This is a genomic window from uncultured Piscinibacter sp., from assembly GCF_937952055.1.
Lineage (GTDB): Bacteria > Pseudomonadota > Gammaproteobacteria > Burkholderiales > Burkholderiaceae_C > Piscinibacter.
Genome location: NZ_CALFYO010000008.1, coordinates 119,573 through 145,457, shown reverse-complemented (window position 1 = coordinate 145,457; position 25,885 = coordinate 119,573). Strand labels below are relative to the sequence as shown.

The following is a 25,885-nucleotide window of genomic DNA, read 5'->3' as shown; positions in this document are numbered from 1 at the left end:
GATGGGTGGCTGCGCCGCCCTTCAGCGGATCGCCTGGCCGCTCCACACGCCCGCCGCCGGCACCTGCACGTACTCGAGGAAGGTCTCGCCCAGGCGCTGGGTGCGCGACGGCGTGGCGTCGCCACGGAATGCCGTGCTGCGCAGCAGCTCGGACAGATTGAGCGACACGCCGACGTAGGCGCGCCGCGTCGGTGACGCCAGCGCACCCGGCGCGGCCGGAAAACCCTGCGCGCCATAGCCGACGCTGAGCTCGAGATGGCGCAGCACGGGGCGGGTCCTCAGCGCGGGCATGCCGCTGGCCTTGAAGACCAGCAGGTAGCGCTGCCCGGCGTAGTCGCCGAACGGATTGAAGCTGCTGCGGCCCGTCGGCCCCATCGAGCGGCGGTAGTACAGGCGCAGGTCGACGAGGTCGTCGAGCGCCGGGTCGCGCTCCATCCACCAGCCCAGCGCACCGCCGACCAGGTCGGCGATCGCATCCTCGTGCGAGAAGCGCCACTTGCGCGAGTAACCGTCGGCCACCTCGACAGCGAGCAAGGTGCCGACCGCCGTCCACGCGCCCCACCGCAGGGCCATGTCCGGATCCCGGCCGATGCCCTCGAAGGCGCGCGTCAGCAGGCGCGATCCCGCGTACGCGAACATCATGTGCCCAAGCTTGTCCGCGCCGCCATTGGCCGTGCCGCGACCAAACCAGCCTTCGTTGGCGCGCTTGAAGCCGCCGCCGAAGCCGTCCTGCCACCATTCGGCGCGGCCGTAGGCGGCCATCGCCGCGAAGGAAGCGCCTGTCAGCGCCGCGCTGCGCCGGCGCAGCTGCGCCGGGCTCGGGTCGCGCGTCGGCGACTCCGCCACCCCTCCAACATCAAGGCGCGCCTCTGGCTGCGGCGGCGCGGGCGTCTGGGCCCCGGCGCCCGGCGGAGCGAGCAGCGTGGCGATCAGCGCTATCCTCGTTCGCATCGCACCACCCCGATGGCCACGATGATCTCAGGTGACCAGGGCGCGGATCCAGTCCGGCAGCAGGATCGATTTCTGCTTCGGGAAGTCGACCCACACGCAGCGCGCGCCGCCTTCCGTGTAGACCACGCCCGGCTGGTCGGTGCGCTCGAGCGTCAGGTAGGTGTCGAAGCTGCTGCGGCCGGGGTTGGCCACATAGTGCCGCGCGACCACCTCGCCGGGGTACTCGAGCTGGCGGATGAAGTTGCAGAAGGCGTTGACGATCACCGGGCCTTCGCCCTGCGGGTCCGGCCGGCAGCCGATGCTGTCGAACCAGGCGATCCGCGCCGTCTCGAAGTAGCGGAAGTAGATGGTGTTGTTGACATGACCCATCGCATCCATGTCGCCCCAACGGATCGGGATCACCATCTCGTTGGTGAGCTTCTTCTGTTCGGGCAGATGGAAGCGCAGCATCGCGATGCTTCAGTTCCTGGCCACCCCGAGCTCGGCGTAGAGGCGCTCGACCAGCCCGCGCAGTTCCGCCAGTTCGGCCTGCAGCGCATCCTGCCGGGCCTTCAGCGCGGCGATCTCCCCTGCGGCGACGAACTCCTCGGCGCCCGCCGCGACCGGCAGCGTCGACACGTCGACCGGTCCGCACAGGAGGTGCGTCCAGCGCGGTTCGCGTGCGCCCGGAGCACGCGGCAGCCTGAGCGCCAGCGGCCCACCCTTCTCGTCCGGCCGCGCGGCCAGTTCGTCGAGAAAGGCCTCGACCGAGGAGACGTCGGCGAAGCGGTGCAGGCGGTCGCAGTTGGCGCGCAGTTCCGAACTGGTCTGCGGCCCGCGCAGCATCAGCACCGACAGCAGCGCCACCGACTGCGAGGGCAGCCCCATCGCGCGCCCCATGTTGTGCTCGTAGCGCGCCACGCGCGAGCCGCTGGTCTCGAACACCAGGCTCAGCGCACGCAACGCATCCACCGCACCCTGCACTTCCGACTCGGTGGCGTTGAGCACCGGGTCGCGTGCCGTCTTCTGGTTGCAACCCAGCGTCAGGGAGTTCAGCGACAGCGGGTAGCTGTCCGGCACGGTGTGGGCCTTTTCGACCAGCACGCCGAGCACGCGTGCCTCGAGCAGAGACAGTGGCCGCATCGCCGCACCCACCTCAGACCGCGAAGCCGTCGTCCGCCTGGATCACGGCGCCGTTGATGAAGTGGCTCTCGTTGGCCACCAGCATCATCAACACCGAGTCGAGGTCCTGGGGCTGGCCGACGCGCTTGCGCGGCAGCATGTCGATGAGCTTCCTGCCCTGCTCGGTCTGCCAGTGGTGGTGGTTGATCTCGGTGTCGATGTAGCCGGGACAGATGGCATTGACGTTGATGCCGAAGCGGCCCCACTCCAGCGCCATCGCACGCGTCATGTGAATGACCGCCGCCTTGCTCATGCAGTACACGCCAATTTGCCCGAGCACGCGCAGGCCGGCCATCGAGGCGATGTTGACGATGCGCCCGCCGGTGAAGGTGCCCGGCGCCGCGCCCTTGGCGCGCGCCAGCATGCGCTTGCCCACCTCCTGCGCCACGAAGAAGGCGCCCTTGGTGTTGGTATCGAAGACGAAGTCGTAGTCATCTTCCGTCACCTCGACCAGCTTCTGCGTGGTGCTCACGCCGGAGTTGTTGACGAGGATGTCGATCGTGCCCATCTCGGTCTCGGCATGGGCCACTGCCGCCTTGATGCTGTCGTGATCGGTGACGTCCAGCGTGACCACATGCGCGTCGCCACCGGCCGCCTCGATCTCGGCGCGCAGCGTCTTCAGCCGCTCCACGCGGCGGCTGGCGAGCACCACGGCGCAGCCGGACTTGGCGAGGGTCCTGGCGAATTGCGCGCCCAGGCCGCTGGACGCTCCGGTGACCAGGGCCACGCGGCCCGAGAGATCGATGCTGTAGGTCATGCGGACTCCATCGTCGTTCGTCGTTTGGCGGAGACGATAGCACGCGGTTTCGCTGATGCCGGCGTGTCGCGGCGGCGACTCCGAGCGCCGCGCCCAACGAAGCGAACGATCGTGCTTTTTTGCGTCGCCAGCCCGTAGAATCGCGCGCAGTCCCGACCTTCAGGAAGCCCGATGACACCCCAAGCGATCCTCGAACAATACGGCCCGCGCGAAGCGATGGAATACGACGTGGTCGTGGTCGGCGGCGGTCCCGCCGGCCTGGCCACGGCGATCCGCCTGAAGCAGCTGGCGGCGCTGGAAGGCGGCGAGGTCTCGGTGGTCGTGCTGGAGAAGGGTTCGGAGCCCGGCGCGCACATCCTCTCCGGAGCGATCATGGACCCGCGTGCGATCACCGAGCTGTTCCCGAAGTGGAGCGAGATGGACGCGCCGCTGAAGCAGGAAGTCACCGCCGACCGGTTCCTCTTCCTCGGCGAAACCGGCGCGAAGGCGACGCCCGAGTTCCTGCTGCCCGACTGCTTCAAGAACCACGGCAACTACATCGTCAGCCTGGGGGAGGTGGTGCGCTGGCTGGCCCGGCAGGCCGAGGCGCTGGGCGTGGAGATCTTCCCCGGCTTTGCCGCCGCCGAAGTTCTGTACAACGACGACGGCTCGGTGAAGGGTGTGGCCACCGGCAACATGGGCGTGGGCAAGGACGGTGCGCCGCACGACGGCTTCCAGATCGGCATGGAGCTGCATGCCAGGTACACGATCTTCGCGGAGGGCGCCCGCGGCCACCTCGGCAAGCAGCTGATCGAGCGCTTCAAGCTCGACGCCGGCCGCGACCCACAGAGCTACGGCATCGGCCTGAAGGAGCTGTGGGAGATCGACCCGGCCAGGCATCAGCCCGGCCTGGTCATCCACACCGCCGGCTGGCCGCTGGAGTCGGACACCTACGGGGGATCGTTCCTCTACCATGCGCAGGACAACAAGGTCGCGCTCGGCTTCGTCGTCGGCCTCGACTACGCGAACCCCTGGCTGAGTCCCTTCGAGGAGTTCCAGCGCTGGAAGACGCACCCCGAGATCCGCAAGTTCCTGGAGGGCGGAAAGCGCATCGGCTACGGCGCGCGCGCCATCACCGCCGGCGGCATCCTCAGCCTGCCGAAGACGGCGTTCAGGGGCGGTGCGCTGGTTGGCTGCGAGGCCGGCTACCTGAACGCCAGCCGCATCAAGGGCAGCCATGCGGCCATCAAGACAGGCATGCTGGCCGCGGAAGCTGCGCATGCAGCGCTGCGGGCCGGCCGCCAGCACGACGAGTTGAACGACTACCCGAAGGCGTTCGAAGAGAGCTGGCTGTTCGAGGAACTGGACCGGGCGCGCAACTTCAAGCAATGGTTCAAGAAGGGCCGCAACACCGCCACGCTGATGACCGGCATCGAGCAGTGGTTGCTGCCCAGGCTCGGTTTCAAGGCACCGCCGTGGACGCTGCACCGCGCGGCGGCGGACCACACCTATCTCAAGCCCGCCGCGGAGTGCCCGCAGATCGCCTACCCGAAGCCCGATGGCAAGCTGACCTTCGACCGCCTCAGCTCGGTGTTCATCAGCAACACCAACCATGAAGAGAACCAGCCCGCGCACCTGACGCTGCGCCGCGCCGAGGTTCCGGTCGCCACCAACCTGGCGAAGTACGCCGGGCCGGAGAGCCGCTACTGCCCGGCCGGCGTCTACGAATTCGTGAAGAGCGACGACGGCAGCGACCGGCTGCAGATCAACGCGCAGAACTGCGTGCACTGCAAGACCTGCGACATCAAGGACCCGACGCAGAACATCGTCTGGGTCACGCCCGAGGGCGGCGGCGGGCCCAACTACGCGGGCATGTAGCGGGCCTCAGCGCCGCGCGGCGTAGACCTGCGCGCCCGGCACGGCGAGCATCTGCTCGACCAGCTTGCTGCGTGCCTTGTCGCGCCAGTACGGATGCCCGAGGTCGATGACCATGAACGGGCACGGCAGCTCGATGTGCTCGCGCAGCTCGGTCCACCAGGTCAGCGTGTCCGGCTGACCCAGGCCGCGGGCGCGCTCGACGATGACGAGGCAGAAGCGCCAGCTTGCAGCCGCGCCCTCGATCTTGCGGATCACCCAGGCGCGGCCGGCGGCGCGCTCGCCTCGCAGCAGGTCCTGAAGCGCGCGCAGCGCGCGCCGGCTCAGGCCTGAAGGCTCGAACCGCCGAGGACCGTCGAACTGGTGCAGCGCCTCCATCGCCGCGGTGGCTTCCGCGTCGCGCTGGCGCAGCAGGTCGCGCCAGCTCGTCAGCTCTTCGAAGCGCTCGCGGCTCTCCAACCAGGCCTCTCGGCGCAGCGCCGCACTGTAGGCCCAGGGATGGTTGCCGGCCTGCGCGACGGCACGCAGCCACTCCGCGCCCTCCTCGCAGCGCGTCGAGTCCGGTTCGTCGACGAGCAGCATGCCGAGCTCGTAGCGGCCTGCCAGGTCGTCCGGCTGCTCTTGGATCAGGCGACGCAGCACCGACTCGTAGGCTGCGTCGCCCTCGAGCAGCCGCACGGCACGGGCCCACAGCAGGTGGTCGTCGGCAGGGATCGGTCCGGTGGCGCTCTCGCGCGCCAGTTCGTCGATCATGTGCCGCTGGCCGTTGGCATGTCGGTGGTGTTCGTTCCAGCCGCGTGCGACCTCGTCGCGCCAGCGCGCATCGAGGCGGCCGATCCAATCGCGCAGGCTCTCGCCGAGCAGTTCTTCGGCGGCCGATGACGCTGCCGGGGGGGGCAGGCCCGGCTTCACCTCGGCGAAGTCGAGCCGGTCGCGCAGCGAGGGGTGGGTGTCGTCCGGGTCCGGCAAGCGCTTCAGGGCGTCGTTCAGCCAGGTCTTCGCCTTGCTGTGCAGCAGGCTGGCCGGCACCGCCCGGCGCAGCTCGCGGTACGGGCTCTCCTGCGCGGGCGACGGCGTGGCGGCGGCGCGCTGCCATACCGCGGGCCAGAATTCCTCGTCGAGAAAGCGCGCCTGCACTTCGATGGCCTGCAGTCCTTCGGCGGACGGCCGCGCGCCGACGATGCGGTGCGCCGTGCGGTCGGCCGCGAACTCCTGCTGGCGCGACAGCACGAACGCGCGCGCATTGAAGCGCGGGAAGAAATGACGGAAGAAGAAGGCCAGCGCGAGATCCGCGACGTTGCCGCCCAGGCCGGCGCGGTCGCGCGCCTCGGCAAGCTTGAACCAGCTGCGGCGCGTGCGGTAGACCCACTGTCCCAGCTTGCCGTGCGCGCCGCGCAGATGGCCGAACTCGTGCGCGATCACCGCGGCGAGTTGCCGCGTGGACAGGCCCATCAGCAGCGGCAGACCGAGGATCAGATGATTGCGGTGCCAGCCGAGCAGACCCAGGCGAGGCTCCTGCCAGACCGCGGCGTTCAGCTCGCCATCGATCAGCACGCGGTCGGGCCGCGGCGCGCCGGTGCGCTGGCGCAGCTTCTCGATCAGCTCGAACAGGCGCGGCGCCTGCATTGCGGTGATGGGAATGCCACGTGGCGCCTCCGGTCGCATCCACAGCGCGCGCATCAGCGAGAGCAGCAAGGAGCCGCAACCCAGCACCAGCATCAGCTTCCAGCCCTGCACGCTGCCTTGCACCAGCTGCTGCACGCCCCAGATCAGCCCCCAGGCCGACGCCGCGAGCGCCAGCAGGATCGCGGCGAAGCCGAAGGCGGCCATCCGCGCGGTGGCCTTCGCAAATCGCTGCGGGTCGTCGCGGCTGTCGTGCTCGTAGGCCGCGACCAGGCTGCGGAAGGCCTGATCGTCCATCGTCGTTCTCGCTCCTGCCGGCAGTCTTGCCCAGAGTAACGGCAGTCGTGTTTCCGGCGAGCCTATCGTGTGTCAAGTCGTTCACACATTGGAACGATATGGATGAGCTGCACCGATACACTAGGGGGCATGTCGACGCTCAACCGCCGCCGCTTCGTGGCCGCACTCGCCGCCGTGCCCGCCATCGCCAAGGCGCGCAGCAGCGAGCCGCGCGTGCTGAACTTCAACCACCTGCACACCGGCGAGAAGCTCGAGGTCGAGTACTTCAACGCAGGCGTCTACCTGCCCGACGCACTCGACGCGGTGAACCGGCTGCTGCGCGATTTCCGCACTGGCGACGTCGCCTCGATCGATCCTTCGCTGCTCGATCTGCTGCATGCGCTGCGCCAGCGCACGGGCGCCGAGCGGCCGTTCCAGATCATCTCCGGCTACCGCTCGCCGCTGACCAACCGCGCGCTGCACGAGCGGAGCAGCGGCGTGGCGACGAAGAGCCTGCACATGAGCGGTCAGGCAATCGACATCCGCGTGGCCGACGTGCCGCTGCCGCAGCTGCGCGACGCCGCGCTCTCGCTGCGCCGCGGCGGGGTGGGCTTCTATCCGGGCTCGAACTTCGTGCACGTCGACACGGGGCGCGTGCGCGCCTGGTAGACCCGCGGATTCCGTTCAGCGTGCGCGGCCCCTGGCGAGCGCGCGCTCCAGCGCGGCGTCGTGTCCGTAGATGTCGTCGGCGAAGTGCAGCAGGCCGTCGTCGGGCGTCACCGCCGCGGTGATGTAGTACAGGATCACCGGCACCGGCGCGACCAGATTCACCTGCTGCGGCCTGTCCGCGTCCATCGCCGCGGCGATGCGTTCGGCCGTCCAGGCCGGCTGGTCCTTCAGCAGCCACTGCGCGAGCGCCGTCGGTTGTTCGACGCGCACGCAGCCATGGCTGAAGTCGCGCCGGCTGCGCGCGAACAGCGAGGTCGCCGGCGTGCCGTGCAGGTAGACGTTGTCGTCATTGGGGAAGATGAACTTCACCAGCCCGAGTGAGTTCTTCGGCCCCGGACGCTGACGCACGCGCAAGGCGCCGCTGCGCAAGGCGTCCAGGCTCTGCGCGGACAGTCCCACGGGCTTCGCGTCGTCGCCCTGGCCGCTCACCACTTCCATGTCGTGGCGCGCCAGCCAGCTTGAATCGCGCTCGACCGCGGGCAGCACCTCGTTGCGCAGGATGGAGCGCGGCACGTTCCAGTAGGGGCGGAAGATCAGATGCGTCATCTCGTCGGCGAACACCGGCGTGCTCGTGCGCATGGCACGGCCGACGATCACGCCCATGCTCAGCGTCGGCGCGGGCTCGGCTGCCCCGGCGTCCCAGGCCCAGAGACGGAACATCGGAATGTTGATGGCGACGAAGGGTCGGCCGCTGCGAAGCGGCAGCCAGCGCAGGCGCTCCATGGCGAGTTCGATCTGCCGCACACGCCGTGCCGGCGCGACATTCAGCGCCGCGAACGTCGAGCGGCCCACCACACCGTCGACCTCCAGGCCGTGGCGAGCCTGGAAGCGCCGCACCGCCTCGGCGAGCGCTTGGTCGTAGTGCGTGGACGAGACGGCCACATCCGCGCCCAGGTCGCCGAAGGCCAGCAGACGCTCGCGCAGCGCGGCCGTGCCGGCATAGGGCTCGCCAGGCACGAGCTTCTTCGCCACCGGCGGCAAGGCGGCGAAGGCCGGACCCGCGGCGAGGCCCCGATAGCGGGCGAGCGCCTCGCGCAATTGGCGGTATTGCGCCAGCGGCGGCGCCATCTCCCCCACCACTGGCTGCAGCCGGCCGGCGTCGACGGCGGCCTGCAGCCGCGCGGCAATGTCCTGCTCGGTGCGGGCGCCGTTGTCGACACGGAAGCCCAGGTCCTTCGACCGGACCCGGCCGAGGCGGAGGTGGCGGAGATAACGCAGGAAGGTGTCCTGCAAGGCCGCGTCGCCGTCGGCCGCAGAGACGACGTAGTCCGCCGGGTCCAGGCCATCGGCCGCCGCCGCCGCGAGGATTGCCGCCGCCTCGCGGCCCAGCGACGAGGCTTGCCCGTTTGCATCGAACCAGCGCAGACGCGGCTCGGCGGCCCCGGCGGCGCCGACGAGCAGGACCGTCAGCGCGAGCAGCGTGCACCGTGCCCGGGCAGCGATGCTCATCCCTGCGTGCTGCCCCAATTCGGCGGTCGCTTGTCAATGAAGGCCTGCACGCCCTCCAGCGCGCAGTCGTCCATCATGTTGCAGGCCATGGTCTGGCCGGCGTCGTCGTAGGCGGCGGCAATGCCCTTTTCCAACTGGCGGTAGAACAGCGACTTGCCCATCGCCAGCGCCACGCGCGGCTTGGCGACGATCGCCGCGACCAGCGACTCCACCGCCTCGTCGAGCTGCTCCGGCGCGGCCACGCGGTTCACCAGACCCTTGGTCATCGCCTCGTCGGCCGAGATGAAGCCGCCGGTGACGAGCATCTCGAAGGCAGCCTTGCGCGACAGGTTGCGCGACAGCGCCACGCTCGGGGTCGAGCAGAACAGACCGAGGTTGACGCCGCTGACGGCGAACTTCGCGTCGCGGCTGGCCACCGCCAGGTCGCACATGGCGACGAGCTGGCAGCCCGCCGCGGTGGCGATGCCGTGCACGCGCGCGATCACCGGCACGGGCAGCCGCTGCACCGCCAGCATCACCTGCGTGCATTGCGCGAACAGCTTCTGGTAGTAGTCCAGCGAGGGCTCGGCGCGCATCTCCTTCAGGTCGTGGCCGGCGCAGAAGGCCTTGCCGGCGCCGCCGAGCACCACGGCGCGCGCCTTCTCGTCCTGGGCGATGGCGTCGAGTTCCGCCTGCAATGCGGCAAGCATCCCCTCGGAGAGCGAATTGAAAGCGTTCGGGCGGTTCAGCGTCAGCCGCACGACGCCGCGCGCGTCGGTCTCGCGCAGCACGAGCTGTTCGTGGATGTTCATGACCTGGTCCTCATTCGATGGCGGAGGCGCTCTTTGCGCGTTCGCGCAACTGGAACTTCTGGATCTTGCCGGTCGAGGTCTTGGGGATCGCCTCGAAGCGGATCTCCCTCGGCACCTTGTAGCCGGCCAGCAAGCCCTTGCAGTGCGCGATCAGATCTTCGGCCGAGACGTCCGCCCCGGGCTTGATCTCGATGAAAGCCAGCGGCGTCTCGCCCCACTTCTCGTGCGGCTTGGCAACGACCGCACAGGCCAGCACCGCCGGGTGACGGTACAGCGCGTCCTCCACCTCGATCGAGCTGATGTTCTCGCCGCCAGAGATGATGATGTCCTTGCTGCGGTCCTTGATCTTCACGTAGCGATCGGGCTCCATCACCGCCAGGTCGCCGGTGTGGAACCAGCCGCCCTCGAAGGCCTTGGCGGTGGAAGCCGGGTTCTTCAGGTAGCCCTTCATCACGATGTTGCCGCGGAACATGATCTCGCCCATGGTCTGGCCGTCGGCGGGTGTCTCGCGCATCGTCTGCGCATCCATCACCGTCATGCCCTCCTGCAGCACGTAGCGCACGCCCTGGCGGCCGTTCAGCCGTGTCTGTTCGGACAGGCTCTCCTGAGCCCATCGATCACGTTTGACCGCCACCGCCGCCGGCCCGTAGACCTCGGTGAGGCCATAGACGTGGGTGATGTCGAAGCCGATCTTCGCCATGCCTTCGATCATCGACGCCGGCGGCGCGGCGCCGGCGACCATGCCGCGCACCTTCTGGCGAATGCCGGCGCGCAGTTCCTCCGGCGCCGCGATGATGAGGTTGTGCACGATCGGCGCAGCGCAGTAGTGATCGGCTCCGTGCTCGCGCATCGCGGTCAGGATCGCCGGCGCCTCGACACGGCGCAGGCAGACATGCACGCCGCCGAGCATGGCCACCGTCCAGGGGAAGCACCAGCCATTGCAGTGGAACATCGGCAGCGTCCACAGGTAGATCGGGAAGTGCGGCATGGTCCAGGTGGCCGCGTTGCACACCGCGTTGAGGTAAGCCCCGCGGTGGTGCGTGACCACGCCCTTCGGGTCGCCGGTGGTGCCCGAGGTGTAGCTCACCGCGATCGCATCCCATTCGTCGGACGGGCCTTCGAGCCTGGCAAGCGGCTCGTGCGCGGCGAGCAGCGCCTCGTACTCGTGCGTCCCGAGGCGCTCGCCGGGGCCGGTGTACTCGCTGTCGCAGACGTCGATGACGACGGGGCTGCGACCATGCTCCGCCTTCAGCAGGCGCAGCGCTTCGCCCATCACCGGCGCGAACTCTCGGTCGGTGATCACCACCGCAGCCTCGCAGTGGTTCATCTGCCAGGCCAGCAGCGGCGCGTCGAGCCGCGTGTTCAGCGTGTTGATGACAGCGTTCAGCGCGGGGACCGCGTAGTGCGCCTCGACCATCTCCGGCGTGTTGGGCAGCATCGTCGTCACCGTCGTGCCGCGCCCCACGCCGAGCGCACGCAGGGCCGCGGCCAGCCGCGCCGAACGCTCGCGCAAGGTGCGCCAGTCGCAACGGCGCGCGCCGTGGATCACCGCCGGCAGATCGCCGAAGACCTCGGCGCTGCGCTCGACGAAGCTCACCGGCGAGAGCGCCGCGTAATTGGCCGGATTCCTCTCGAGATGCTGGTCATAGATGCTGGTCATCGCCGTCTCCTGCCGGTTCCTTTTTCATTCTCGCACCGTGCCATTCGAGCCGACCGGCCGAAATGAAACACTTGACTCATGTATGTGATGATGAAACACTTGTTCGTATCTCATCGCCGCAGGCCCAGCGCGCTCCCATGCCCATCGCGTCGCTCTCCCAGCTGATCGACCGGCGCTTCGACGAGCTCAGCCCGGAGCTGCAACGCGCGGCACGCTGGCTGCAGCGCCACGAGGCGACGATCGCGCTGCACTCGATGCGCAGTTCGGCGCGCCAGGCCGGGGTCAGCCCGGCGACGATGACGCGGCTCTCGCAGCGCCTCGGTTTCGAGGGGTTCGAGGCGCTGCGGCAACCGGCGCGGCGGCAGCTCGCGGCCCAGGCGCAGGTTGCGCCGGCCGCCTACGCCGAGCGTGCACGCGCCCAGCAGCGCAAGGGCGCCGCCGCGCAGGAGCGACTCGATGCGCTCAACGCCGCGCAGCAGGCCGACGCCGCCTCGGTGGTCGCGCGCAACACTGCCGACGCGATCGACGCCGCCGCCGACGCGCTGCTGCAAGCGCCGCGGGTGTTCTTCCTCGGACTGCGCGTGTGCCACGGTCTGGCCTACCACCTGCACTATGGCTGGGGCCTGCTGAAGGCCAACGGCACGCTGATGAACGACCTCGGCGGCACGCTGGCCGATCAGGCCCTGCAGATCGGCCGCGGCGACCTGCTGGTGGCGATCAGCCAGGCGCCCTACACACGACGCAGCGTCGAGACGGTGGCGCTGGCGCGTCGCCAAGGCGCGCTGGTGCTCGCGCTGACCGACAGCCCGCTCGCGCCGATCGCGCGCGGTGCGCAGCACGTGCTGTTGTTCGACACCGCCTCGCCGTCGTTCTTCCATTCCCTCACCGGTGCGCAGGCGTTGATGGAGTCGCTGCTCGCCGAGGCCGCCGCACGCGGCGGCGACGCGGTGCTGCAGCGGCTGCAGCGCATGCAACAGCACCTGCACGCTACGCGCGCCTACTGGGAGCGCCCCTCGCACACGGCAATCCGATGAACGAAGCCCCTTCCCTTCCAGACAGCCGCGTCATGCACCGCCAGCTGCGCCATGGCCTGCCGGTGGCCACGGCCGGTGCCGGGGTCATCCTCACCGACGCCACCGGCAAGCGCTACATCGACGCCTCGGGCGGCGCCGCGGTGTCGTGCCTCGGGCATGGCCATCCGGACGTGCTGGCGGCGATGCATGCGCAGATCGATCGCCTGGCCTACGCGCACACCAGCTTCTTCACCACCGAGGTGGCCGAGCGGCTCGCCGACACGCTGGTCGCCCATGCGCCGGCCGGCATCAGCCACGCCTACTTCGTGTCCGGCGGCTCCGAGGCCGTCGAGGCGGCGCTGAAGATGGCGCGCCAGTACTTCGTCGAGGTCGGCCAGCCGCAGCGCCAGCACTTCATCGCGCGGCGACAGAGCTATCACGGCAACACCCTGGGCGCGCTGGCGGTCGGCGGCAACGAGTGGCGGCGCCGCCAGTTCGCGCCGCTGCTGATCCCGGTGACCCATGTCTCGCCGTGCTACGAGTACCGCGACCGCGCTCCCGGCGAGTCCGCCGAGCAGTATGGCCAGCGCCTCGTGCGCGAGTTGTCCGGGGCCATCGAACGGCTCGGGGGCGAGCGCGTCATCGCCTTCGTCGCCGAGACGGTGGTCGGCGCCACGGCCGGCGCCCTGACGCCGGTGCCCGGTTATCTGCGCGGGGTGCGCGAGCTCTGCGACCGCCACGGCATCCTGCTCATCCTCGACGAGGTGATGTGCGGCATGGGACGCACCGGCACGTTGCATGCCTGCGAGCAGGAGGACGTGGTCCCCGACCTGATGACGATCGCCAAGGGCCTGGGCGGCGGCTACCAGCCGATCGGCGCCGTGCTCGCGCAGGAGCGCATCGTGCTCAGCCTCGCGCAGGGCAGTGGCCTGTTCCAGCATGGCCACACCTACATCGGACACCCGGTGGCCTGCGCAGCGGCGCTGGCGGTGCAGCAGGTGATCGAGCGCGACCACCTGCTCGAGGCGGTGCGGCGGCAGGGGCAGCAACTGCACGACCGCCTGCGCACCGCGTTCGGCGAGCATCCGCACGTCGGCGACATCCGTGGCCGAGGGCTGTTCTGGGGCGTCGAACTGGTCGCCGACCGTGCCGACAAGCGCCCCTTCGACCCCTCGGTCCGGCTTCATGCGGCCGTCCGCGCGCGGGCCATGGCCGAGGGCCTGATGGTCTATCCGATGGGCGGCACCATCGACGGACGCCTCGGCGATCACGTGTTGCTCGCCCCGCCTTTCATCGTCAGCGACGACGAGCTCGAGCAGATCGTCGGGAGGCTGAGGCGCGCCATCGACCTGGCCATCGCCGAGGTGGTGCACGCAAATTGCTAGCCACCCGGGGCAATCCCGCTCGCGCCCGGTCCGCCGTTGCGCGTATGGTGGGCGCCGGAGTCGTGCGCGTGGCGCACGCATCTCGCTCTTGCCTGCCTCACGAGGGCAGGCGTTCCACGCAACCCGCCCATCGGAGTTAACGATGAACAAGACCCCCCTCTCCCGCCGCCTGGCCCTGGCCGCCGCCGTCGCCCTGACCGTCGCCCTGCCCGCCGCGCCCGCGCTGGCCCAGCAGAAGTTCATCACCATCGGCACCGGCGGCGTCACCGGCGTCTACTACGCCGCCGGCGGCGCGATCTGCCGACTGATGAACAAGGACCGCGCCCGGCACGGCATCCGCTGCTCGGTCGAGTCGACCGGCGGCTCGGTGTTCAACATCAACACCATCAAGGCCGGCGAGCTCGACTTCGGCGTCACGCAGTCGGACTGGCAGTACCACGCCGCCAAGGGCACCAAGGTGTTCGAGAAGGACGGCGCCGTGCAGGACCTGCGCGCCGTGTTCTCGGTGCACCCCGAGCCTTTCACCGTGCTGGCGCGCAAGGAAGCCAACATCGCCAAGTTCGAGGACCTGAAGGGCAAGCGCTTCAACGTCGGCAACCCCGGCTCGGGCACGCGCGCCTCCATGGAGGAACTGCTCGGCGCGGTGGGCTGGAAGCTCGGTGACTTCTCGCTCGCCTCGGAGCTGAAGGCCGACGAGCACGGCGCCGCACTGTGCGACAACAAGATCGACGGCTTTTTCTACGGCGTCGGCCATCCCTCGGCGAACATCCAGGATCCGATCACCACCTGCGGCGCGAAGCTGGTGCCGCTGACCGGTCCGGCGGTCGACAAGCTGGTCGCGGGCGCGCCCTACTACGCCAAGGTCGACATCCCCGGCGGCTTGTACGCCGGCCACCCGAACCCGACGCCGACCTACGGCGTGCTGGCCACCTTCGTGACCTCGGCCAAGGTGCCGGACGCGACGGTGTACGAGCTGGTCAAGGCGGTGTTCGAGAACTTCGACGAGTTCAAGAAGCTGCACCCCGCGTTCGCCAACCTCGATCCGAAGCGCATGGTCAAGGACGGCAACTCGGCGCCGATGCATCCGGGCGCGGTCAAGTACTACAAGGAGAAGGGCTGGCTCTGAGCGGCGGTTGATCCGCGAAGGACGAGCCGCACGCGCCGCGCGCGTGCGGCCTCTGGCTTGGCGCCGATCGGCGTTCGGGAGGATCCGATGTTCGGCAAGAAGAAGTCGGCTGCGGCCGAGATCGACGTCAACCAGCTGGTCGCGGAAAGCGACGCCGGAGGCCGCAACCCCGGCCCGCTGGTCAGCCGACTGATCCTCGCGCTGTGCCTGGGCTGGAGCCTGTTCCAGCTCTGGATCGCCTCGCCGCTGCCGTTCGCGCTCGGCATCGGCGTGTTCAACGACACGCAGTCTCGTGCTATCCACCTGGCCTTCGCGATCCTGCTCGCGTTCCTGGCCTACCCGGCGTTCAGCCGCTCGCCGCGGGACCGCGTGCCGCTGACCGACTGGGTGTTCGCCATCGTCGGCGCCGCCTGCGCGAGCTACCTGTTCATCTTCTACCGGGAGCTCTCGACGCGCCCCGGCCAGCCGATCACGCAGGACCTCGTCGTCGGCGTGGTCGGCATCGTCCTGCTGCTCGAGGCGACGCGGCGTGCGCTCGGCCTGCCGATGGTGATCGTCGCGCTGGTGTTCCTCCTCTACACCTTCGCCGGGCCCCACATGCCCGACCTGATCGCGCACAAGGGCGCCTCGCTGTCGCGCGCGATGTCGCACCAGTGGCTGACCACCGAAGGCGTGTTCGGCGTCGCGCTGGGCGTGTCCAGCGGCTTCATCTTCCTGTTCGTGCTGTTCGGCTCGCTGCTCGACAAGGCCGGCGCGGGCAACTACTTCATCCAGTCGGCCTTCGCGCTGCTCGGGCACATGCGCGGCGGGCCGGCGAAGGCCGCCGTCGTCTCGTCGGCGGCCACCGGCATCATCTCCGGCTCGTCGATTGCCAACGTCGTGACCACCGGCACCTTCACGATCCCGCTGATGAAGCGCGTCGGCTACCGGCCCGACCAGGCCGGTGCGGTCGAGGTCTCCAGTTCGGTGAACGGCCAGCTGATGCCGCCGGTGATGGGCGCGGCGGCCTTCCTGATGGTCGAGTACGTCGGCATTCCCTACACGCAGGTGATCAAACACGCCTTCCTGCCGGCCATCATCTCGTACATCGCCCTCTTCTACATCGTCCACCTGGAGGCGCTGAAGTCCAACCTGGTGGGCCTGCCGCGCCGCTCGCAAGCCGGTCCGCTGCAGCGCCTGCTGTCCTTCGGCCTCACAGTCAGCGGCTTCGTGGTGCTGGCCGGCGCGGTCTACTACGGCATTGGCTGGATCAAGCAGGCCGCCGGCGCGGCGGCGATCTGGATCATCGGGGTCGGTGTGCTGGCCTCGTACATCGGGCTGCTCTGGGTCGGCGCGCGCCAGCCCGAGCTCAAGCTCGACGACCCCGACGCACCGGTATTCGAGCTGCCGGAGACGGCACCGACGCTCCAGTCCGGCCTGCACTACCTGCTGTCGGTGGTGGTGCTGATCTGGTGCCTGATGATCGAGCAGATGTCGCCCGCGCTGTCGGCGTTCTGGGCGACGGTGTTCATGATCTTCGTGATGCTGACGCAGCGCCCGCTGATCTCCGCGCTGCGTGGCCGCGGCGATTACGGCGCGGCGCTGCGCCAGGGATTCGCTGACCTCATCGGCGGCCTGGAGGCCGGTGCGCGCAACATGATCGGCATCGGCGTGGCCACCGCGGCCGCCGGCATCATCGTCGGCACCGTGTCCCTGACCGGCATCGGGCTGGTGATGACCGAGGTCGTCGAACTGCTGTCGGGCGGCAACCTGATGCTGATGCTGGTGCTGGTGGCCTTCATCAGCCTGGTGCTCGGCATGGGACTGCCGACCACCGCCAACTACATCGTCGTCTCGACGCTGATGGCGCCCGTCGTCGTGGAGCTCGGCGCGCAGAGCGGACTGCTCGTGCCGCTGATCGCGGTGCACCTGTTCGTCTTCTACTTCGGGCTGATGGCCGACGTCACGCCGCCGGTGGGTCTGGCCTCGTTCGCCGCTGCCGCGATCGCGCGCACCGACCCGATCAAGACGGGGGTCACCGCGTTCTTCTACAGCCTGCGCACCGCGATCCTGCCGTTCCTCTTCATCTTCAACACGCAGCTGCTGATGATCGGCGTCGACAGCACCTGGCACCTGCTGCTGACGATGGTCAGCGCCACCGTGGCGATGCTGGTGTTCGCGGCAGCCACTCAAGGCCACTTCCTGGTGCGCTCGCGAGCCTGGGAGACGGCGGCGCTGCTGCTGGTCACCTTCACGCTGTTCCGCCCCGGCTTCTGGTGGGACATGGTGTACCCGCCCTACGAGGAGATTCCTGCTGCTCAGCTGATGAAGCGCGTCGAGGAAGCGCCGGCCGGAGCCAGCAAGCGCATCTGGGTGGAGGGCACCAACCTCGATGGCAAGGACATCCGCAAGGGCGTGCTGCTGCCGCTGGGGGACGCCGGGCCGGGCCGCGACCGCCTGCGCAAGATCGGCCTGACGGTCGTGCCGCTGGGCGACGAGATGCAGATCGCGCAGGTGCAGTTCGGCTCGCGTGCCGAGAAACTGGGGCTGGAACAGGGCTTCAAGGTCACCAGCATCGAGATGCCGGCACCGCGGCCGGCCAAGGAATGGATGTTCCTGCCCGCGCTGCTGCTGCTGGCGCTGGTGATGGGCGCGCAGCGGGCTCGCCGGCGTCTCTCGCAAGGCGGCGCGCCGGCGCCGGCCTGAGCCGCGGTCACGCGCGCGCGGCCGCGAGCGCCTGGTCGATGTCCCAGAGGATGTCGTCGATGTGCTCCAGCCCGACCGACATGCGGATCATGTCGGGCAGCACGCCGGCGGCGAGTTGCTGCGACGCGTCGAGCTGGCGGTGCGTGGTCGATGCCGGGTGAATGATCAGCGTGCGCGTGTCACCGATGTTGGCGAGGTGACTCATGAACTGGGCCGACTCGATGAAGCGCACGCCCGCCCCCATGCCACCCTTCACGCCGAAAGCGAGCAGACCCGACGCCCCGCGCATCTGCCGCTGCACCAGCGCGTGCTGCGGGTGGTCGGCCAGGCCCGGGTAGTTCACCCAGTTCACCTGCGGATGCGCGCGCAGGAACTCCGCCACGCGCGTGGCGTTCGTACAGTGCCGCTCCATGCGCAGCGGCAAGGTCTCGACGCCTTGCAGGATCTGCCAGGCGCTCGTCGGCGCCAGCGCCGCGCCGTAGACGCGCAGCGTCTCCATGCGCGCGCGCATCGTGAAGCCGAAGTCGCCGAAGGTCTCGTAGAACTTCACGCCGTGGTAGCCCGGCGAGGGCTCGGTCATGCCCGGGAACTTGCCGTTGTCCCAGGGGAACTTGCCACTCTCCACGATCACGCCGGCCAGCGTGGTGCCATGGCCGCCGAGGTACTTGGTGGCCGAGTGCACGACGATGTCGGCACCATGGCGGATCGGCTGGCACAGGAACGGCGACGGCACGGTGTTGTCGATCACCAGCGGGATGCCGTGTGCATGGGCCACCTCGGCCACCGCGGCGATGTCCAGCACGACCAGGCTGGGATTGCCCAGGCTCTCGGCGAAGATCGCACGCGTGTTCGGCCGGATCGCCGCGGCGAATGCCTCGGGTTTCGTCGCATCGACGAACGTGGTCTCGATGCCGAACTTCTTCAGGTTCACGGCCAGCATGGTCACCGTGCCGCCGTAGAGCGCACCGGCCGCCACCACGTGGTCGCCCTGCTGCAGCAGGGTCATGAGCGCCATCGCCTCGGCCGCCATGCCGCTGGACGAGGCGACGGCGGCGCGCCCCCCCTCGAGCGCAGCGACACGCTCCTCCAGCGCCGCCACCGTCGGATTCGACAGGCGCGAGTAGACGTTGCCGAAGGTCTGCAGGTTGAAGAGGGACGCCGCATGGTCGGCGCTGTCGAACACGAAGCTGGTGGTCTGGTAGATGGGCAGCGCGCGGGCGCCGGTGGCGGCGTCGGGGATCTGTCCGGCGTGGATGGCCAGCGTCTCGGGCATGAATACGTGGTCGGCCATGGTGTTGCGCTTCAGACGACGGGACGGCGCGCCGAGATCACGCGGGTGTTGACGCCGGCCCAGTTCAACCCGCCGAACAGGCGGGCGTGCTCGATCTTCACGCAGCGGTCCATCACCGACGCGAGGCCCGCCTCGCGCGCGATCGCGTCGGCCTCGAGGCTCTTCACGCCGATCTGCTGCCAGAGGCACCTGGCGCCGATCGCGACCGCCGAGCGCGAGATCAGCGGCACGTCTTCCGCCCTGCGGAACACGTCGACCAGGTCGACCGGGAACGGCACCGCCTCCAGGCTCGGGTAGCACGGCTCGCCCAGCACCTCGGTGTAGCGCGGGTTGACCGGAACGATGCGGTAGCCATGCTCCTGCAGGTACTTGGCGGCAAAGTAGCTCGGGCGGTGCCACTCGGCCGAAAGCCCGACCACCGCCACGGTCCGGCAGTCGTTCAGGATGCGGCGCAGTTCGGAGATCGTGTCGGCCATGGGGAAACGATAACCGATCGCCCCGGGCGTGAAGGGTTCACGCGGCGCCCGGTTTTTCCCTCAGTTTTCCGCCGGTGCAGCCGACAACCCAGCGGTGAAGCGCGTCTCGCTCCAGGCCCTGCTCGCCGCCCTGTGGTTCGCGCTGCACCCCGCGGCCGGCGCGGCCACGCTGCTCCCGCCCAGCATGCTCGTGATCGACGAGCGCATCAACGACGACCCGCGCGCCGCGATCGAGCAGGCCCGCGTCCAGCTTGGGGCAGCCAGCGCGCCGGTCGATCGTTTCTGGGCCCTGCTCGCGCTGGCGCGGGCGCAGAACACACTCGAACTGCAGGCGCAAGCCGAGCAGACGCTCGAGGAGGCCGACGCCGCGCTGGCCGGCGCACCTCAGGCCATGACAGGCCATCGGGCCTGGCTGGCGGCGGCCCGGCTGCTGATCGGATGGTCGTCGCAGGAACCGCGCGAGGCACGCCGGCAGATGGATGCACTGGCGCGGCAGGTGACGGCGCTGGACGACACCATGCTCGCCTGCGAGCTGAAACAGATCGACCTCGGCATGCCGATCGACATCGACAGCCTCGACGAAGCCTGGCTCACCGCGGAGGCGGTCGAACGATGCGGTCGCGAGCTGGGCCTGCCCGGCGTCGAGGTCGGGGCACTGATCTCCATGGGCACCATTGCCGGCCGCGGGCGCGCCCGCACTCAGGCGGACACCGACAGCCATTATCGAGCGCGCACTGAGGGCCCTGGCCGACCGGCCGGCCCGCTTTGTCCGCAGCATCGTGCTGTGGGAGCGCGGCAACGCCATGCGCCACGCCAGGCGCTGGGAGGAAACCGCGCAGTTCTTCGGCCAGGCTCGAGAGCTGTCGCGCAGCATCGACGACCGGGCCGGCATCGCCGCCGCCGACATCGGCGTGGCCGAGTTGCAGATTCGACTCAAGCAACCGGCACAGGCTCTGCCACTGCTGGACGAGGCACGCCGGCTGCTCGAAGGCACCGATGAGGGCTACCGGCTCTTCTCGGTCGCCGAACACAGCGTCTCCGCGCTGGCTGCGCTGCGCCGCCCGGAAGTCATCGCCGCGATCGGGCGCGCCCGACGCTGGGACACCCCCGCCGTGCCGGCCGCGGCCCGCGCGCGCATGGCCCGCGCCATGGCCGCCGGCTATGCCTCGCAGGGGCGCTACGCGGAGGCCTACGCAGAGACGCAGCGTGCCGAGTCCTTCCAGGACGAAGGCCGCGGTTTCGCATCGGACGTGCAGACCCTGCGCCTGCAGGCCCGCTACGCGGCCGCCCAGCGCGACGCCGAGAATGCCGAACTGCGCCACCGCAGCGAGACCGCCCGGCTGGCGCTGCAGGCCGAGGCGGCCACGCAGCGAGCGTTGTGGTTGGCACTGGCGGCATTGGTGCTGGTGGCGCTGACCGCCCTCGGCGTGGCCTGGCGCGCGTTCGCGCGCCGTCGTGCGCTGGCTGATCTCGCGCTTCGCGACGAGCTGACCGGGGCACCCAATCGCCGTGCGGTCACCGCCTACGCGCAGGCACAGTGCGAGCAGGCACAACGGCTCGGCGTGCCACCGGCGCTGGCACTGATCGACCTCGACCACTTCAAGCACGTCAACGACTCACGAGGCCATGCCATCGGCGACGCCGTGCTGCGTGCGCTGGCGACCGCCGCCCGAGAGGTCCTTCGCGGACAGGACCGGTTCGGCCGCTGGGGCGGCGAGGAATGGCTACTGGTGATGCCCGGTACCGCGGCCGATGAGGTGCCGGCGGTGTTCGCCCGCCTGCGCCAGCGCTTTGCGGCAACGTCGGTCGGCGGCGTCGAGGGCGCACACGGCTGCACCTTCTCGATGGGCGCCGCCGTGCTGACGCCGCAGACCGGGTCGCTCGACGCATTGCTCGCCGACTGCGACCGGCAGCTCTACCGCGCCAAGCAGGAGGGCCGCGACCGGCTGTGCTTCGTGCGCTCATGAAGAACGGGCCCGCGGCAGCTGCCGCGGGCCCGTTCTGCTCACACGTCGCTCGAACTCAGGCGTGCTTCTTGTCGAAGAACTGCTCGTCCTCGGTCGAACCCTTCAGCGCGGCCGTCGAGGCCTGCGCCTCGATGGTCGTCGTCACCGCGTCGAAGTAGCCGGTGCCGACCTCGCGCTGGTGCTTCACCGCAGTGAAGCCACGCTCGGCGGCGGCGAACTCCTTCTCCTGCAGCTCGACGAAGGCGCTCATGTTGTTGCGCGCATAGCCGTAGGCCAGGTCGAACATCGAGTAGTTCAGGCTGTGGAAGCCGGCCAGCGTGATGAACTGGAACTTGTAACCCATCGCGCCGAGCTCGCGCTGGAACTTGGCGATCGTCGCGTCGTCGAGGTTCTTCTTCCAGTTGAACGACGGCGAGCAGTTGTAGGCCAGCAGCTTGCCCGGGAACTTGGCGTGGATCGCGTCGGCGAAAGCCTTGGCGAACGCCAGGTCGGGCTTGCCGGTCTCGCACCAGATCAGGTCGGCGTACTCGGCATAGGCGAGGCCGCGGCTGATCGACTGCTCCAGGCCGTTGCGGGTCTTGAAGAAGCCCTCGACGGTGCGCTCGCCGGTCATGAACGGCTTGTCGTTGTCGTCGACATCGCTGGTGACCAGGTCGGCCGCTTCCGCGTCGGTGCGCGCCAGCAGGATGGTCGGGGTGCCCATCACGTCGGCCGCCAGGCGCGCGGCCACCAGCTTGGCGACCGCTTCGCGCGTCGGCACCAGCACCTTGCCGCCCATGTGGCCGCACTTCTTCACCGAGGCGAGTTGGTCCTCGAAGTGCACGCCGGCGGCGCCGGCGTCGATCATGGACTTCATCAGCTCGAAGGCGTTGAGCACGCCGCCGAAGCCGGCTTCCGCGTCGGCAACGATGGGCGCGAAGTAGTCGATGTCGTTCTTGCCTTCACTCCACTGGATCTCGTCGGCACGCTTGAAAGTGGCGTTGATGCGCTTGACGACCTTCGGCACCGAGTCCACCGCGTACAGCGACTGGTCGGGGTACATCTCGCCGTTGCTGTTGGCGTCGCCGGCGACCTGCCAGCCCGACAGGTAGATGGCCTTCAGGCCGGCCTTGACCTGCTGCATGGCCTGGTTGCCGGTCAGCGCGCCGAGCGAGTTGACGAACGGCTCGGTGTTGATCAGCTTCCACAGCTTCTCGGCACCGCGCTTGGCCAGCGTGTGCTCGATCTGCAGCGAGCCGCGCAGGCGCACCACGTCGGCGGCGCTGTAGCCGCGCTTGATGCCCTTCCAGCGCGGGTTCTCGGCCCAATCCTTCTCGAGGGCGGCGATTTGCTGTTCGCGGGTCAGATTCGTCATGGGGACCTCCGTGAATGATGTGAAGACAGGGACTGAAAACGAAATCTCTGGCCTCAAGAGTAGTCCCGCTCGTGCGCCGTGAGAAGACTTATGTCTTATAGAAGACTAAAAATGTTATCTTTATTAATCAATAACTTAGGAACATCAAACCGGGATGCGAAATAGCGTTCTCCACGATGAGAAAGATTGCGGCGCTGCAGCATCCGTCTTTTCCGCAATTCGAAAAGACCATCCCGCAACGTGAAATACTGTCAGGCGCCCAGCCAGCGCGCATACAGCCGATCCGCCAGCGCCTGCTGCGCGGCAAGTGCTTCGGCCGCCTGGGCACGCATGGCCTCGCCGCCCTGCACCGTCGGGCAGGTCTTCTGCAGCCGCAGGTAGGCGCGATCGCGCGACGCGGACCACAGCGCCAGCTTGTGCGCGTCGACTTCCACGTGGAACTGCATGCCGAGGTGGCGGCCGACCGCGAAGGCCTGATGGGCGCAGGCCTCGCTGCCGGCCAGCGGCACCGCGCCCTGCGGCAGCTCGAATGCCTCGTGGTGCCACTGGAACACGGTCAGCTCTGTCGCGCCGCCGAACCACGCCGTCGCCTCACGATGTGCGAGCACGCGCATCGTCTGCCAGCCGATCTCCGGTGCCGCAGCATCGACGACGCGAGCGCCGAGGGCCTTGGCCATCAGCTGCCCGCCCAGGCAATGGCCGATCACCGGTCGGTCGCCGGCCATGCTCTCGCGGATCAGCGCTTCGGCACGGCGCAGCGACGGCAGATCGTCGTTGGCACTCATCTCGCCGCCGAGCACCGCGAGCGCCCCATGCGCATCCATCGAGGACGGAAAGTCCTGCCCCGCCGCCGTGTTGAACACCTCGAAGGGCACGCCCCGCCGTTGCAGCCAGGTGGCCAGGTAGCCCGGCCCGTCGCCGTCCATGTGCTGCAGCACCAGCACAGGCTTCATGCACGCACCGCCACGATGAACTCGCCCAGCGCCTGCGCCAGCGGCTCGACGTCGACGGGCTGCGTGTCGGGCGCGACGAGCAGCATGTTGTGGAAGGGTGTGATGAGGATGCCGCGATTGAGCAGCCACAGGTGCAGGCAGCGCTCCAGTTCGTCGTCCATCGCTGCCCGCGCTTGCGCGCCGGTCTGTGGCGGCCGCACGCAGAACTGCAGCTCCATGCGTGCGCCGAGCCGCGTCACCGACCACGGCGCACCGGCACCGGCAATGACTTCGCGCAGCCGCGCCTCGAGGATCGAGGCCGTGGCCAGCATCTCGGCATAGGCGTGCGGCGTCATCACCTCGGCGAGATGGGCGCGCAAGGCCGCCATGGCCAGCAGGTTGGCCGACAAGGTCGTGCCGATGCCCGAGTGGCCGTCGGGCGACGCCCGCTTGGCCGTCTCCATGCGGCCGTTCATCGCCTCGGTGAAGCCGTAGACGGCACAGGGCAGCCCGCCGGCGATCGCCTTGCCGATCACCATCATGTCGGGTTCCAGCCCTTCGACGCGCGCATGACCGCCCCAGCCGCTGCTGACGGTGTGCGTCTCGTCGAGCACGAACAGCGTGCCGTGGCGGCGGCAGGCGTCCTGCAGCGCGTGCAGATATCCCGGCCGCGGCGGCACCAGGCCGCAGTTGGTCAGCGCCGGTTCGGTGAGCACGCAGGCCACGTCGCCCCGCGACAGTGCGTGTTCCGCGGCATCGATGTCGTTGAACGGCACCACCACCGTGCCGAGCGCGAGGTCGTGCACCTGGCCGAGCAGGCTTGCGCGCTTGACGGTGCGCTGCTGCGCATCCATGTCGACCAGCGTGTCATCGACGGTGCCGTGGTAGCAGCCGTCGAACACCAGCACCTTGGGCCGGCCGCTGACCGCACGCGCCCAGCGCAGCACGAAGCGGTTGGCATCGCTGGCGCTGAGCGTGAGCTGCCAGCGCGGCAATCGGAAGCAGTCGGTCAACAGGCCGCCCACCTCCGCGCTGAGCGTCGAAGGCAGCATCGCGGTGAGTCCGCGGACGGCTTGCGCGGCGACGGCTTGCGCCACCGGCGCCGGGCTGTGGCCGAACATCGCCCCGGTGTCGCCCAGGCAGAAGTCGAGGTACTCATGGCCGTCGGCACACCACAATCGATTGCCGCTCGCGCGTGCGACGTGCAGCATGGCCGGCACCGGCCAGTCGCGCATCCAGTGCAGCGGCACGCCGAACAGGTAGTGCCGTGCGTCGTCGGCGGCCAGCGTCACGCTGCACGGGTGGGTGTCGAGGTAGCGCTGCGCTTCGCGCTGCTGCACGGCAGACAGCGCTTCGCGGTCGACGCGGAAGCGGTGCATCGTCATCGGGTCAGGGCTCCTGCAACTCGGCTCGTATCATCGCCGCGAGTTTGCAGCAGGACGACCGATGAGCAGCTTCGCCTTCCTCTCCAACAACGCCTTCCTGAAGGCGCCTCCCGCCTCCGCCAAGACGCGCTACGCGGTGGCCGGCATCGCCTGGGACGGTTCGGTGACCAATCGCCCGGGCGCCCGCTTCGGCCCGCGCGCCATCCGCGAGGCGAGCCACATGCTTTGCGACGCGATCCATCCGCTGTTCGACATCAGCCCCGCGGGGCAGCTCGGCGACGCCGGCGACCTGCCCCTGCCCAACACCAGTCTCGCAGCGATGCGCGAGGCAATGGCTCCGCAGGTGGAGCGGCTGATCCGCGCGCACCACATGGTCTGGCTCGGCGGCGACCACAGCATCACGCTGCCGCTGCTGCGCGCCTACCGGGCGAAGCTGGGCAGGCCGCTGGCGGTGATCCACTTAGACGCCCACTGCGACACCTGGGAAGACCACTTCGGTGAGCCGAGCGGCCACGGCACCTGGGTCTACGAGGCGATCCAGGAAGGACTGGTCATCCCGGAATGCTTCACCCAGCTCGGCATCCGCTCGGCGGGCGTGCGCGAAGCGCGCGAGTACGTGCGCGGCCAGGGCGGACAGATCTTCACCGCGCGCGACCTGCGCGGGCTCGACAACCCGGCGCAACTCGCGCCCGTGCTCGAAGCGATCCGCGGACGCCTCGCCGCACATGGGCACCCGCCGGTCTACCTCAGCCTGGACATCGATTGCCTCGATCCGGCGTTCGCGCCCGGCACCGGCACACCCGAACCCGGCGGCATGAGCACCAATCAGGTGCTCTCCGTGCTCGAGGAACTCGCGGTCCTGCCGCTGGTGGGGATGGACTGCGTCGAGGTGGCTCCGCCCTACGACCATGCCGAGCTGACCAGCCAGGCCGCCGCCCATTTCGTCTGGACCTACCTCTGCGGCAGACTGCGGCTCGCTTGACCTGTCGCAACTGCTGCAACGCAGCAACTCGAAGAATG

Annotated in this window: 22 protein-coding genes; 8 read left to right on the top strand and 14 right to left on the bottom strand. The window is 69.3% G+C overall.

From position 1 onward, the window contains the following. Positions 1-21: 21 nt before the first annotated feature. From Q0599_RS02365 to Q0599_RS02350, 4 genes are read right to left on the bottom strand one after another with little or no spacing between them, the layout of a single operon-like run. A complete protein-coding gene (locus Q0599_RS02365) occupies positions 22-951 on the bottom strand; it encodes a DUF2279 domain-containing protein (RefSeq protein ID WP_298825076.1) in 930 nt (309 codons plus the stop codon). A gap of 27 nt (positions 952-978) precedes the next feature. Continuing rightward, a complete protein-coding gene (locus tag Q0599_RS02360; protein WP_298825129.1) occupies positions 979-1,398 on the bottom strand; it encodes a thioesterase family protein in 420 nt (139 codons plus the stop codon). A gap of 12 nt (positions 1,399-1,410) precedes the next feature. Continuing rightward, on the bottom strand, positions 1,411-2,073 hold the full coding sequence (locus Q0599_RS02355) for a YceH family protein (protein ID WP_298825074.1): 663 nt from the start codon (positions 2,071-2,073) through the stop codon (positions 1,411-1,413). A 13-nt stretch (positions 2,074-2,086) separates the two neighbouring features. Next, the gene (locus Q0599_RS02350; RefSeq protein WP_298825072.1) at positions 2,087-2,869 is read right to left on the bottom strand and encodes an SDR family oxidoreductase; all 783 of its coding nucleotides are present in this window, start codon (positions 2,867-2,869) and stop codon (positions 2,087-2,089) included. A gap of 171 nt (positions 2,870-3,040) precedes the next feature. Here Q0599_RS02350 and Q0599_RS02345 point away from each other — a divergent pair, with 171 nt between their 5' ends. Beyond that, positions 3,041-4,726 (top strand): electron transfer flavoprotein-ubiquinone oxidoreductase, encoded by a 1,686-nt coding sequence (locus tag Q0599_RS02345; protein ID WP_298825070.1) that lies wholly within the window; start codon positions 3,041-3,043, stop codon positions 4,724-4,726. Positions 4,727-4,732: 6 nt separating this feature from the next. Here the strand turns inward: Q0599_RS02345 and Q0599_RS02340 are convergent, their stop codons facing one another. Then, on the bottom strand, positions 4,733-6,643 hold the full coding sequence (locus tag Q0599_RS02340) for a M48 family metallopeptidase (protein ID WP_298825068.1): 1,911 nt from the start codon (positions 6,641-6,643) through the stop codon (positions 4,733-4,735). A gap of 129 nt (positions 6,644-6,772) precedes the next feature. Between Q0599_RS02340 and Q0599_RS02335 the strand changes: the two genes are divergently transcribed. Beyond that, the gene (locus Q0599_RS02335) at positions 6,773-7,291 is read left to right on the top strand and encodes a YcbK family protein (protein ID WP_298825067.1); all 519 of its coding nucleotides are present in this window, start codon (positions 6,773-6,775) and stop codon (positions 7,289-7,291) included. Positions 7,292-7,306: 15 nt separating this feature from the next. On the opposite strand, the gene Q0599_RS02330 is transcribed toward Q0599_RS02335, so the two are convergent. From Q0599_RS02330 to Q0599_RS02320, 3 genes are read right to left on the bottom strand one after another with little or no spacing between them, the layout of a single operon-like run. After that, positions 7,307-8,800, bottom strand: coding sequence for a L,D-transpeptidase family protein (locus Q0599_RS02330; RefSeq protein WP_298825064.1), 1,494 nt, complete (start codon positions 8,798-8,800; stop codon positions 7,307-7,309). Next, positions 8,797-9,591, bottom strand: a complete 795-nt coding sequence (locus Q0599_RS02325; RefSeq protein ID WP_298825061.1) for an enoyl-CoA hydratase — start codon at positions 9,589-9,591, stop codon at positions 8,797-8,799. The genes Q0599_RS02330 and Q0599_RS02325 overlap by 4 nt, the downstream gene beginning before the upstream one ends. Positions 9,592-9,601: 10 nt before the next feature. Continuing rightward, positions 9,602-11,251, bottom strand: coding sequence for an acyl-CoA synthetase (locus tag Q0599_RS02320; protein WP_298825058.1), 1,650 nt, complete (start codon positions 11,249-11,251; stop codon positions 9,602-9,604). Positions 11,252-11,388: 137 nt separating this feature from the next. Here Q0599_RS02320 and Q0599_RS02315 point away from each other — a divergent pair, with 137 nt between their 5' ends. The 4 genes from Q0599_RS02315 (at position 11,389) to Q0599_RS02300 (ending at position 17,460) form a co-directional block, all read left to right on the top strand. After that, on the top strand, positions 11,389-12,285 hold the full coding sequence (locus tag Q0599_RS02315; protein ID WP_298825056.1) for a MurR/RpiR family transcriptional regulator: 897 nt from the start codon (positions 11,389-11,391) through the stop codon (positions 12,283-12,285). Between the two features lie 32 nt (positions 12,286-12,317). After that, positions 12,318-13,649: an aspartate aminotransferase family protein gene (locus Q0599_RS02310; protein WP_298825054.1), complete on the top strand. Its 1,332-nt coding sequence runs from the start codon at positions 12,318-12,320 to the stop codon at positions 13,647-13,649. Between the two features lie 142 nt (positions 13,650-13,791). Beyond that, the gene (locus tag Q0599_RS02305; protein ID WP_298825052.1) at positions 13,792-14,775 is read left to right on the top strand and encodes a TAXI family TRAP transporter solute-binding subunit; all 984 of its coding nucleotides are present in this window, start codon (positions 13,792-13,794) and stop codon (positions 14,773-14,775) included. A gap of 87 nt (positions 14,776-14,862) precedes the next feature. Continuing rightward, entirely contained in the window at positions 14,863-17,460 is a 2,598-nt protein-coding gene (locus Q0599_RS02300; protein ID WP_298825049.1) for a TRAP transporter permease, read from the top strand. 7 nt (positions 17,461-17,467) lie between these two features. Here the strand turns inward: Q0599_RS02300 and Q0599_RS02295 are convergent, their stop codons facing one another. Genes Q0599_RS02295 through Q0599_RS02285 form a run of 3 tightly spaced genes read right to left on the bottom strand, consistent with a single transcriptional unit; the run spans position 17,468 to position 20,032 of the window. Further along, on the bottom strand, positions 17,468-18,751 hold the full coding sequence (locus Q0599_RS02295) for an O-acetylhomoserine aminocarboxypropyltransferase/cysteine synthase family protein (RefSeq protein ID WP_298825046.1): 1,284 nt from the start codon (positions 18,749-18,751) through the stop codon (positions 17,468-17,470). Between the two features lie 11 nt (positions 18,752-18,762). Next, the gene (locus tag Q0599_RS02290) at positions 18,763-19,227 is read right to left on the bottom strand and encodes a CoA-binding protein (protein ID WP_298825043.1); all 465 of its coding nucleotides are present in this window, start codon (positions 19,225-19,227) and stop codon (positions 18,763-18,765) included. A gap of 37 nt (positions 19,228-19,264) precedes the next feature. Further along, positions 19,265-20,032, bottom strand: coding sequence for a hypothetical protein (locus Q0599_RS02285; protein WP_298825040.1), 768 nt, complete (start codon positions 20,030-20,032; stop codon positions 19,265-19,267). Here Q0599_RS02285 and Q0599_RS02280 point away from each other — a divergent pair. After that, on the top strand, positions 20,031-21,194 hold the full coding sequence (locus Q0599_RS02280) for a diguanylate cyclase (protein WP_298825037.1): 1,164 nt from the start codon (positions 20,031-20,033) through the stop codon (positions 21,192-21,194). The two genes, Q0599_RS02285 and Q0599_RS02280, sit on opposite strands and share 2 nt — an antisense overlap. A 55-nt stretch (positions 21,195-21,249) precedes the next feature. Here the strand turns inward: Q0599_RS02280 and aceA are convergent, their stop codons facing one another. The 3 genes from aceA to Q0599_RS02265 form a co-directional block, all read right to left on the bottom strand. Beyond that, positions 21,250-22,539 carry an isocitrate lyase gene (gene aceA, locus Q0599_RS02275; RefSeq protein WP_298825125.1) on the bottom strand — a complete coding sequence of 430 codons (1,290 nt, stop codon included), beginning with the start codon at positions 22,537-22,539 and terminating at the stop codon, positions 21,250-21,252. Between the two features lie 260 nt (positions 22,540-22,799). Next, on the bottom strand, positions 22,800-23,501 hold the full coding sequence (locus Q0599_RS02270) for a type 1 glutamine amidotransferase (RefSeq protein WP_298825034.1): 702 nt from the start codon (positions 23,499-23,501) through the stop codon (positions 22,800-22,802). Next, positions 23,498-24,865, bottom strand: a complete 1,368-nt coding sequence (locus Q0599_RS02265; protein WP_367180890.1) for an aspartate aminotransferase family protein — start codon at positions 24,863-24,865, stop codon at positions 23,498-23,500. Before Q0599_RS02265 ends, Q0599_RS02270 begins: the two co-directional genes overlap by 4 nt. Positions 24,866-24,926: 61 nt before the next feature. Here Q0599_RS02265 and speB point away from each other — a divergent pair, with 61 nt between their 5' ends. After that, the gene (speB, locus tag Q0599_RS02260; protein WP_298825031.1) at positions 24,927-25,847 is read left to right on the top strand and encodes an agmatinase; all 921 of its coding nucleotides are present in this window, start codon (positions 24,927-24,929) and stop codon (positions 25,845-25,847) included. The last annotated feature ends 38 nt before the right edge of the window (positions 25,848-25,885 follow it).

Bases quoted from the DNA above. Each gene is read 5' to 3' on its own strand.
- Q0599_RS02365 (WP_298825076.1), bottom strand. From the start codon at position 951: ATGCGAACGAGGATAGCGCTGATCGCCACGCTGCTCGCTCCGCCGGGC.
- Q0599_RS02355 (WP_298825074.1), bottom strand. From the start codon at position 2,073: ATGCGGCCACTGTCTCTGCTCGAGGCACGCGTGCTCGGCGTGCTGGTC.
- Q0599_RS02350 (WP_298825072.1), bottom strand. From the start codon at position 2,869: ATGACCTACAGCATCGATCTCTCGGGCCGCGTGGCCCTGGTCACCGGA.
- Q0599_RS02345 (WP_298825070.1), top strand. From the start codon at position 3,041: ATGACACCCCAAGCGATCCTCGAACAATACGGCCCGCGCGAAGCGATG.
- Q0599_RS02340 (WP_298825068.1), bottom strand. From the start codon at position 6,643: ATGGACGATCAGGCCTTCCGCAGCCTGGTCGCGGCCTACGAGCACGAC.
- Q0599_RS02335 (WP_298825067.1), top strand. From the start codon at position 6,773: ATGTCGACGCTCAACCGCCGCCGCTTCGTGGCCGCACTCGCCGCCGTG.
- Q0599_RS02330 (WP_298825064.1), bottom strand. From the start codon at position 8,800: ATGAGCATCGCTGCCCGGGCACGGTGCACGCTGCTCGCGCTGACGGTC.
- Q0599_RS02325 (WP_298825061.1), bottom strand. From the start codon at position 9,591: ATGAACATCCACGAACAGCTCGTGCTGCGCGAGACCGACGCGCGCGGC.
- Q0599_RS02320 (WP_298825058.1), bottom strand. From the start codon at position 11,251: ATGACCAGCATCTATGACCAGCATCTCGAGAGGAATCCGGCCAATTAC.
- Q0599_RS02315 (WP_298825056.1), top strand. From the start codon at position 11,389: ATGCCCATCGCGTCGCTCTCCCAGCTGATCGACCGGCGCTTCGACGAG.
- Q0599_RS02310 (WP_298825054.1), top strand. From the start codon at position 12,318: ATGCACCGCCAGCTGCGCCATGGCCTGCCGGTGGCCACGGCCGGTGCC.
- Q0599_RS02305 (WP_298825052.1), top strand. From the start codon at position 13,792: ATGAACAAGACCCCCCTCTCCCGCCGCCTGGCCCTGGCCGCCGCCGTC.
- Q0599_RS02300 (WP_298825049.1), top strand. From the start codon at position 14,863: ATGTTCGGCAAGAAGAAGTCGGCTGCGGCCGAGATCGACGTCAACCAG.
- Q0599_RS02295 (WP_298825046.1), bottom strand. From the start codon at position 18,751: ATGGCCGACCACGTATTCATGCCCGAGACGCTGGCCATCCACGCCGGA.
- Q0599_RS02290 (WP_298825043.1), bottom strand. From the start codon at position 19,227: ATGGCCGACACGATCTCCGAACTGCGCCGCATCCTGAACGACTGCCGG.
- Q0599_RS02280 (WP_298825037.1), top strand. From the start codon at position 20,031: ATGCGCCACGCCAGGCGCTGGGAGGAAACCGCGCAGTTCTTCGGCCAG.
- Q0599_RS02285 (WP_298825040.1), bottom strand. From the start codon at position 20,032: ATGGCGTTGCCGCGCTCCCACAGCACGATGCTGCGGACAAAGCGGGCC.
- Q0599_RS02270 (WP_298825034.1), bottom strand. From the start codon at position 23,501: ATGAAGCCTGTGCTGGTGCTGCAGCACATGGACGGCGACGGGCCGGGC.
- Q0599_RS02265 (WP_367180890.1), bottom strand. From the start codon at position 24,865: ATGACGATGCACCGCTTCCGCGTCGACCGCGAAGCGCTGTCTGCCGTG.
- speB (WP_298825031.1), top strand. From the start codon at position 24,927: ATGAGCAGCTTCGCCTTCCTCTCCAACAACGCCTTCCTGAAGGCGCCT.